Origin of the sequence: Corynebacterium sp. HMSC034E11, from assembly GCF_001835905.1 — a bacterium.
In the GTDB taxonomy this organism is placed as follows: Bacteria; Actinomycetota; Actinomycetes; order Mycobacteriales; family Mycobacteriaceae; genus Corynebacterium; species Corynebacterium coyleae.
The window spans coordinates 1-9,399 of sequence record NZ_KV826368.1 but is presented as its reverse complement, the minus strand read 5'-3'; the positions used below and the strand labels follow the sequence as shown (position 1 = coordinate 9,399).

Genomic DNA, 9,399 nt, shown 5'->3' with positions numbered 1-9,399 from the left:
TGCCGTCCTTATCCTTAAAGACCGGCTTGTCAACTGTGACATCCTCACCCGGCTTACCCGTGCCGTCCTCGTAGTTCGGCTCAAGCGTCTTGGACTGATCCGGAACATTCGGGTTTTTATCGTCCTTGTCCGGAATGCCGTCGTTGTCGTCGTCCTCATCGTCGATATCCGGGATGCCGTCATTATCGGTATCGAGGTAGACAACAGCCTCAGCGATATCCTCGAGCGCACCGTCGTTGTAGGTTACCTTCACCGGAATCGTCAACGACTCAGCCGGCACGTTCACCTGGTTGCCGTCCTTATCCAGGGTCGGCTTCTTCGGGGTTACCTTCACATCACCCGTGGCCGAATCAACGTCAACGGTGTAGCCTGCTTCTTCAGCTGCCTTCCTCGCTGCATCGTCGATCGAGAACTTCGCAACGTCCTTAGCCGGTGCCTGTTCCTTCTTCTCGGTGGCCGGGTCGTCGAAGTCAACCTTGATGGTGGTCTCTTCACCAGCCGGGGTGACATAACCCTTCGGCTTCTTCTCATCCTTCGGCTGGTACTCACCCGGGTAGTTCGGGGTGTACTCAGGGACTACCTTAACCTTGGCGTAGACGGTCTCAGCGGAACCATCCGGGTAGTGCACAACAACCGGAATCTCATAGTCACCAACCGGAGCATCCGCCTTCGGCTTCACCATGATCTCACCAGTATTCGGATCAATCTGGTAGGTGCCAGGGAAACCAGCCGGATCACCATTGGCATCGACAACCGGCTTGCCATCCTTGAGCACCGGGAAGTTCGGATCCTTATTCGGACCAAACGTCGAACCCTCAGGAAGATCCTTATCATCCTCATTCTTCGGCGCCGGAACCTTTACCTCGCTACCCTGCGGGGCAACCGAATCCTCATACTTCGGAGCGTTTTCATTAGCATCCAACTCCGGATCATTCTTACGCACCGCAAACGAATCGGCAGCAATCTCATTGCGACCATCGCCCTCACCGGTGACCAACACCGCACGAACGATATCGCCATCCTTGAGCCCATATGCCTCATCGTTGAAATCAAGCGTCTGGCAATCACCCAAATTCGACAGGTTATCAACCGGGCACTCCTTGAGCACACGATTGCCCTGACGCCACTCCAACTTCGTCGGCAACAACGTCAAACGACCCTTAGCCTCAAGACGAGCAGGCTCAGTATCCGTACCCTTCGTCGCCGGCATATCCGTCACGTTGTAGTTGACAATGTCAAACTGATCAATGTCATACTGCGGCAAAATACCGAACGAGTAATTACGGTGATTACGCGGACCAGCGTTCATCGTCGGATTCGATGCAGCATGACGCGGCGCCATCTGCCCCGTCGAATCAGCATTCATAAACTGCGGCAACAGCCACGGCGAATACGCCACAACCTCATTGCCATCCTCATCCAACACCGTCATCCAAATGTTATCGGTGGTAGCAACATTGTTCGTCAACGCATTCTTCGGCAACTGCATCGAGTAGTTACCAAACTCATCCACCGTGGTGTAATACGTCGCATCAATCGCGTCCGGATTCGCCTTAATCCACTCAATGGACTTCTCGTTACGCTGATCCTCCGGAACCTTACCCACCGCATCCTGGTAGTCGCGGTAGCCTTCCTGCGTCAGCTGCGACAACACAACCTGGTACCCCTTCGCCGGGTAATCCGCACCATCAACATTGCGGTGCACACCAGTTTGCGTATTGCCACGATCACCAGCACCGGTCTCATACCACACAGAACCAGAAATCGTATCCGTTACACCCACATACACAGACGGATCGTATATACCACCACGCGACTCAAGCACCGTCGGAGTATCTTCACCATCAATGTAGACATCCGCTTGCTTCCACTCATCACCCGGACGCGTAAACGCCTCAGTCAACCCCGCAGGCTTCGGCGCCATAAAGAAAGCCGTGTAGTGCATATTCTTGCCCAGCAAAGCAAACGCACCATTTTGACGGGTCTCACCGGTCGACCAGAACGAACCTGGGAACAACCCACCAGCCTGACGGAACGGCGAATACGTCACACCATCGCGCTCATACTCATCGATCCACAAACGGTAGTACTGTGAAGCGCTCGCACCCCACGCACGGAACTCATGCTTCGTACCATTGGCATCAAACCACGGCTCACGCAGATCAAACGCATAAAAACCAGGACCGCCAGAATCATCACCGGTGCTAAAACCATCAGTAGTCTCAGTGACATACACCGGCGAAACAGCACCATCGCTATCGATCCACTGCATGTAGACCTTCGTGCCCGTCGGCACCGGCTGCTGGCTGTTCTGGAACGGGGCATAGGTGCCCTTATTGGTCACCTCAAGCGCACGGCCAGTCAACACAGACTCGGCATTCGTGGTATCAATCGTCGTTTTGATGTACCCATTCGCTACAGCATCAGCCTCAATGACCTGCTGGCCGTCACGCGACGGGAATAGATCCTCAACAACCTCACCCTTATCCTGTTCTTCAACAGGCTGATCACCCGGCTGTTCAGCAGGATTCGGATCAGCAGGTGCTGCATCAGCAGCAGGCTTATCCTCCTGCGCAAACGCTACCGGCTGCGCCAACGGCGCAACCAACGCAAACGACAACGCAGCCGCAGCAACCGACGTGCCACGACGACGAGCAATGTAATTCTTCTTCACCGAAAATTCCTTCCTCGAAAATGACAATTTCGGTTAGACAAGCCCTGCCTGTTGTGACGCTTTTCGGACACATGCCATACAGGGCCGACATAGGCAAGGGTAAAGAAGTTGACAACAGCCCGCAATGATCATTACGTCTGCCCACAACCGCGTAGAAGATTTCTCAGGTTCTTCCAACCCGGCAGTGTCTTTTTCCATTTTTCGCTGGACAGCGTTTGCCCACGTCGTCAAAAATTGTTGACCTGTCAAAATAGATACATCTTGGAAACGTGCAATATCGAGATGCATCCCCAACCACCGCAAATGCCTATCTGCCCTGCGTTTTTGGGTGACGATTTCCGCCCAGGCACGGTACTTGGCCTCCCAATCCTCTAACACCGAGAAGATCCGTGAAAAATGGGGTGAAGGTGAGATTTTCTTAGAAAGGCAGAAGTGCCTACTTTAGGGGGTGATTCGGGGTAGTGGGGTCGTCGATAAGCAAAATGCCCCAACGACAGTTGCCCCGTATCCCAACAACGGGGGTACGGGGCAACAACGCGCTAACTAGTAGCTAGAACCTACTTCTTCTCCGGAGCCGTGGTCTCCTTGGAGGAGCCAGCGTAGGTGTTGCCGGAAGATCCTTTGAGTTCGAGGTTCTTCACGGACGAGCCGCCGTTGGGCGAGCAGTTGTCGTAAATGATCGTGCCGGCGAGGATGCCCGCGGCGATCAGCGCGAGGCCGCCAACAACGGTTGCGATGTCGGTGCCGTACTGGGCAAGCTTCGCGTTCACGGCGTCCGCTTGAGCGGCGACCTGCGGGTTGAGCACGCCCAACTGCTGCTGGAGGCGCGTGTTCGCGGTCTGGATCTGTGCGTTCGCCTGGGCGGCGAACTCGGTGAGGCCCGGGATCTGGATTTGGGTGGCCAGGCCAATCGGCAGCAGCGCGATCAGGGGCAGGCCAAAGCCGACGGAGGTGGCAACGCACTTGCCGGTGTCGATGCCGACCTTTGCGGTGGCCTTGTTGCCGGCGCCGTCGACAACCTGGATCTCGTCACCAGTCTTCAGGTTGACGTCCGCCGGGACGTTGACCTTCCACTTGCCGTCCTTGCCGGTCGTGGTCGTGATGGTCTTGCCGTTTGGCCAGGTCACGATGATGGTCTCGCCAGGACGGTCGCCCTTGCCGGTGATGGTCTTGGCGCCGGGGATGATGTCGTCGATAGTCGGTGCCGTGGTGTCTGGCTTGGACTGATCGTCTGCCGGGTTGGAACCGTTCTCCACCTCCTCGCGGTTGCTGTGTCCATCACCATCAAAGTCACCATCCGGATCCAGCAAGGACTTGCCATCCTTGCCGACTAGATCGAAGTTGGCGGTCGCGGAGTTGGTCGAGTCGTCCTCGTAGGTGAAGCCGACAGCAACGGACGGGCGGGCGAACGGCTTGAAGGTTTCGAAGAACTTATCCCAACGCTTCTTCGCATCGGCGCTCTTGATCTCCGGCAGGTGCGCCTCGACCTTTTCAGCGACGTCCTTCATCGAAGGAGCCTTCGCGTTGATCACGCCATTATCCTGCGGGGTGAAGATCCACTTGTCGACGTCCGAATCCGCGGTCGGCTTTGCCTCCGTATTCTTCACCGGTGCCTTGGTACCGAACGGGTCGTTGGTGTTCTTCTCACCATCAACCGGCACGCTCGTGAGGTCGTCGTACTCCGGCACGAAACGCTCCGCGTCGGTGCCAACGGTGATGGTTGTTTGCACCTCATCGGTGGAGCCATCCGGGTAAGTCACGACAACGGTGACGTCGTAGACGCCCGGCTTCGAGGTATCCGGGGTCTTCTTGTACTCGAAGGTGGTTCCTTCCGGCAGGCTATCGGCGTCCTTGATGTTGCCCTTCGGATCCGGGGTGCCGCCAGTCTTGACTTTCTGGTCCTGGCCTTGCGGGTCGTGCTTGTCAGCGTCGGTCGCGTTCTTCTGCACCTTGACGTTGGCGTTGACCTTGTCGGTGGTGCCATCCGGGTAGGTGGCAACGATGGTCACCGGCTTGTCGCCCTCAGTGGAGGTATCCGGCTCCTGCTCGTACTCGAAGGTCGTGCCCTCCGGCAGCTCGTCGATGTTGGTGACGTGGTCCTTGGCCTCCGGGACCTCGTTCGGCTCGACGGTCTTGTCCTGGACCTGCGGCTCGTAGGTGTCAGCGTCGGACTGCTTCGGGGCCTCGGGCTGGGGCTGCTCCGGGGTCGGCTCGGGCTGGGGTTGCTCGGGCTGCGGCTGCTCGGGTTGCGGCTGTTCCGGGGTCGGTCCCTCTGCAGGCTTCGGGTCCTCCACCTTCACAGTGGCCTGCACCTCGTCGGTGGAACCATCCGGGTAGGTGACGACGACCGTGACCGGCTTATCCCCAGCAGTAGTGGTGTCCGGATCTTCCTTGTACTTGAAGGTCGTGCCCTCAGGAAGCTTGTCAGCGTCCTTGACGTTGTCCTTCGGATCCGGCTTCTTGCCAGTCTCAACCGTCTGATCCTTGCCTTGCGGGTCGTGCTGCTCGGCCTGATCCTTGGCAACCTTCACCGTCACCGGCACCTCATCAGTGGTGCCATCCGGGTAGGTCACAACAACGACAGCTTCCTTGTCACCAGAGGTGTCAGTCTTCGGCACATCCTTCCAGGCGTACTTGGTGCCCTCCGGAAGATCTTCCTTGTTCGCGATCGAATCCTCAGCCTTCGGCTCAGCGTTCTTCGCAACCTCCTGGTCCTTACCCTGCGGTTCGTACTTGCTGGCTTGGTCGGTGACCTTCAGCGGGACAAGGTCGGTGTGCTCGGTCTCGTTGCCGTCCTGATCCACCAACGTGTAGGTAACGGAGACGTTCGGCTTCTCTTCGAAAGCGTCAACCGTCTTCTTCGGCGTACCGGTGATTGTGCCGTCCTTGAACTCCAGGCCCTCCGGGAGGCCCTCAACCTTGATGGAGTCCTTCTTCAGCTCGAAGCCCTGCGGCAGCTTGTCAAAGCCTTCCGGTTTCACGTCCTGCTGATACGGCTCGCCAACAACGCCGTCGGCCAGCTTGGTATCCGTCACCGTGATCTTGGTGACTACCTGCTCCTTACGCTTCTGCGCGACGGGCTTCTTCTCGGTCTTCTCAATACGCTTGTCAGGATCTTGCTCGTCTGAGTTTTCGTAGACCGGGTTGCCGTCGTCGTCAAGCACCGGCACATCCTGCTCAACCAAGACCTCGACCTCGCGAGTCACGATGACCTCGGTGGTGCCCGGGGTGGTCGGCTTGCCGGTGATCTTGCCGGTCTTCGGGTCGATGGCCAGACCTGCAGGCAAGTCGTTAGCCGAGTAGGACGGTTCAGTGCCCTCTTTCATATTGTCCGGCAGATCCTTGAACAGCGGCGTCACGTCGTTGTTCGGGAACTCAGTGCCAACCGAGCCCAACGGCAGCGGCTCAGGAACAACAGCGGTGAAGGAGTCTGCGATCTCCCAACGATCAGACGGCTTGCCGGAAGCCGGGTCAACAGAAACCAGCGCGGCGGTGTAGACCGTGGTCTCCTTCAGATCCTCAGGAGCCTGGAAGTTGCAGGACTCGAGCGCACCCTTGTCGTCGATCTTGATCTTGCACATCGCGTCCTTGATCTCAGTCTGGGTACCATCCGGAGCGGTTGCGTACCAACGGATTGCGTACTCCGTGTTCGGCAGCAAGCCCGCGGTCTTCGTAGTCACCTTGGAGCCCGGACGACCCTTGTTGTCGTAGGAGTTGTACTCCGGAATATCGAAGGTCGGCTGTGCAGTCATCAACGGGAACTGCAGACCGTTCATGTTCGCGCCGGCGGCAATCGCGCCCTGGTCGCGGTAGTTCATGAACATATTGGCGACGAACGCAGAGTTCTTCACGTCGCGGCCCTCAATGTTCGGGTAGATATACATGTAGTCGGTGTTGATGTGGCGCACGTCGTACAACGAAGCGCCGGTAAACACGTTGACCCACTGGTTCTGGTAGTCCTCTGCGACCTTGCCCCAGTCTTCTTCGCTGACCACATTGTTCACACCGAGGTTGGCCTTGTCGCGCGAGTAGCCCAGCGTGCCCTTGAACGGCAGGTAAATCATGCCGTCAGCGCTGGTCGGGGCAACGACGGTCTCTGCAATGTGGGAGCCCTCGCCGTGCTCGTCCTGGTACGCCTTGATGATGCGCTCCTGGTTCGCACGCTCCTGCTCGACCGTGTAACCCGGGTTCTCGTTCTTCCAGGCGTCGATCTGGCGCGCGACTTCGTCGTTAAGATACGACGCAACAATCTCGATGCCGCCCGCTGCACGATCACCACGCGCAGGCTGATACTTGTAGTACCCCGGCAAGGTACCGGCAGACTCACCAGTCTCCCACCACACCATGGACTCGTTCGGGTGAGCGATGCTCTTAATCGCGCCAAAATCCCCGTAGTACGGGAACTGACCATCAGCCGTCGGCTCACCAGTCTCGCCGTCGAGCGCACGAGTCCAATCCTTCTCCGGCTTAGCCAACCAACCAACATGATTCGGCTTCTCTTCAAGCACAAAACGACCGTTGGTAATGCGGGAACCGGCAGGGCCAGCGGTGAAGTTCCAAGACTCCTGCACCCGGTCCGTGATGGAGGTGTAACGGCCCGAGTTGAAGTCACCCGCGGCAACCACCGAGTACTTGCTCGGATCCGGGTTCTCGCCCCACACGCGGACGCGAACGCCACCGGCGGCCAGCCAGAACGGCGGCGCGTCAACCTCGTTGGTTACCTTCTCGGACAGGTCGAAGGAGAAGCGACCCTCGGAGTCGGTCGTGGTGTAGAACGTCGGCGAAACCTCACCGTTCTTGGTCACGTACTGCAGGTAGATGACATTGCCCTTGAGTGGCTCATTGTTCGACGACAAGTCATCGTGGCGGCCATCCTTGTTGATGTACGCCCAACCGTGGTAGCCGTAGAAATCACGCCAGCCACCCTTGGCAAAGATGGCGTTTGGTACCTGCTTGTTCTTGCCTTGGTGCGCGGCTGCGGCTGGGGTTGGGGCTGGGGCTGGGGCTGGGGCAGCCTGCGGGTTGTCTTGCGCAAACGCCATCGGCTGCGCGAGCGGCGCAACCAACGCGAGCGACAACGCGGCTGCGGCAACCGAGGTGCCACGGCGGCGTGCAACGTAGTTTTTCTTCACAAAGAACCTTCCAGAAACATAGCGATGTGTGTAAACGTAATATCCAATTAATGGACACCCGTTTATGACTTTGGGAACGCTACGCCTGGTGGACACCTGTCTACAATCTGCCCTTTTGGCCCTACCCCCACTCATGTGATTATTTAGCTTCCCCTCAGGAATTGATTTAAAAACTGCCTGGTTCCGTACTGCTTCATGAATGTTTACTGTGAGTTCCCTGCCTTTGGGCGGGGGTAGCTCGGGGAGGTGGGGTCGTCGATAAGCAATATGCGCAAAACGTCGCCCCGCTCACCGGAATGATGAGCGGGGCGACGGATTCGAGGAAGACGCCTTTAGTAAAGGCGCTGGTCTATTGCATTACTTCTCCTTCCCCTCCTTCGACGAACCTGCGTAGGTGTTGCCGGAAGAACCCCTCAACTCGAGGTTCTTCACGGACGAGCCACCGTTCGGCGAGCAATTGTCGTAGATGATCGTGCCAGCCAAGATGCCCGCGGCGATCAGCGCCAGGCCGCCGAGCACGGTTCCGATATCGGTGCCGTAGCGAGCGAGTTGCGAGTTGATCGCATCCACCTGGGAAGCCATCTGCGGATTGAACACGCCCAGCTGACGCTGCATCTGGGTGTTGAAGTTCTGGATCTGCGCGTTCGCCTGAGCAGCGATGTCAGACAGACCGGGGATCTCCAACTGGGTAGCCAGACCAATCGGCAGCAGCGCGATAAGCGGCAGACCGAAGCCGACCGAGGTGGCGATGCACTTGCCGGTGTCAATGTCAACCGTCCTCTCGGACTTGTTGCCGGCCTCGTCTCGAGCCTCGACCTTGTCGCCCGGCTTCAAGGTAGTGCCTTCAGGAACCTTGACCGTCCACTTACCGTTCCCATCGGTCGTGGCCGGTACTTCCTTGCCATCCGGGAAGGTCACGGTGATGTTCTCGTTCGGACGGTCGCCGGTGCCAGTGACGGTCTTATCGTCCGGCTTGATCGGGTCGATCTTCGGCGGCGTGGTGTCCGCACCCTCATCTACCGGCTTATCCGGGTTGTCAACGGTGACGGTGACGTCAACGTTGTCCTTGGAGCCATCCGGGTAGGTCACCTCGACCGGGACGGTGATCTTGTCGCCTGGGTTGGCGTCCTTCGGAATAGTCACGGTGATCTCGCCGGTGTTCTTATCGACGACCACACCATCCGGCGCGTTCTCACCCGGAGTGAAGGTCGTGCCATCCGGCGGCGTGGTCGTGTTGCCGTCCTTGTCCTTGAACTCAGGCTTTTCGACCTTGACGTCCTCACCAGGCTTGCCCGAACCATCCTTGTACTCCGGCTCGATCTCATCCGCAGTCTTCGCATCCGGGTTGTCAACGGTGACGGTGACGTCAACGTTGTCCTTGGAGCCATCCGGGTAGGTGACCTCGACCGGGACGGTGATCTTGTCACCCGGCTTCGCGTCCTTCGGAATAGTCACGGTGATCTCGCCGGTGTTCTCATCGATGGTCACGCCATCCGGGGTGTTCTCACCCGGAGTGAACGTGGTGCCATCCGGCGGCGTGGTCGGGTTGCCATCCTTGTCCTTGAACTCCGGAGCAGGAACGGTCACGTCCTC

At 58.2% G+C, this 9,399-nt stretch carries 3 protein-coding genes; all 3 read right to left on the bottom strand.

From position 1 onward, the window contains the following. The coding region (locus HMPREF2690_RS00190; RefSeq protein WP_210401368.1) for a Rib/alpha-like domain-containing protein at positions 1–2,674 on the bottom strand (2,674 nt) is incomplete at its 3' end. A gap of 557 nt (positions 2,675–3,231) precedes the next feature. Beyond that, complete coding sequence (locus tag HMPREF2690_RS00185; protein ID WP_070819843.1) at positions 3,232–7,806, bottom strand: Rib/alpha-like domain-containing protein; 4,575 nt, start codon at positions 7,804–7,806, stop codon at positions 3,232–3,234. 357 nt (positions 7,807–8,163) lie between these two features. After that, on the bottom strand, positions 8,164–9,399 hold a 1,236-nt coding region (locus HMPREF2690_RS00180), incomplete at its 5' end, for a YPDG domain-containing protein (protein ID WP_210401367.1).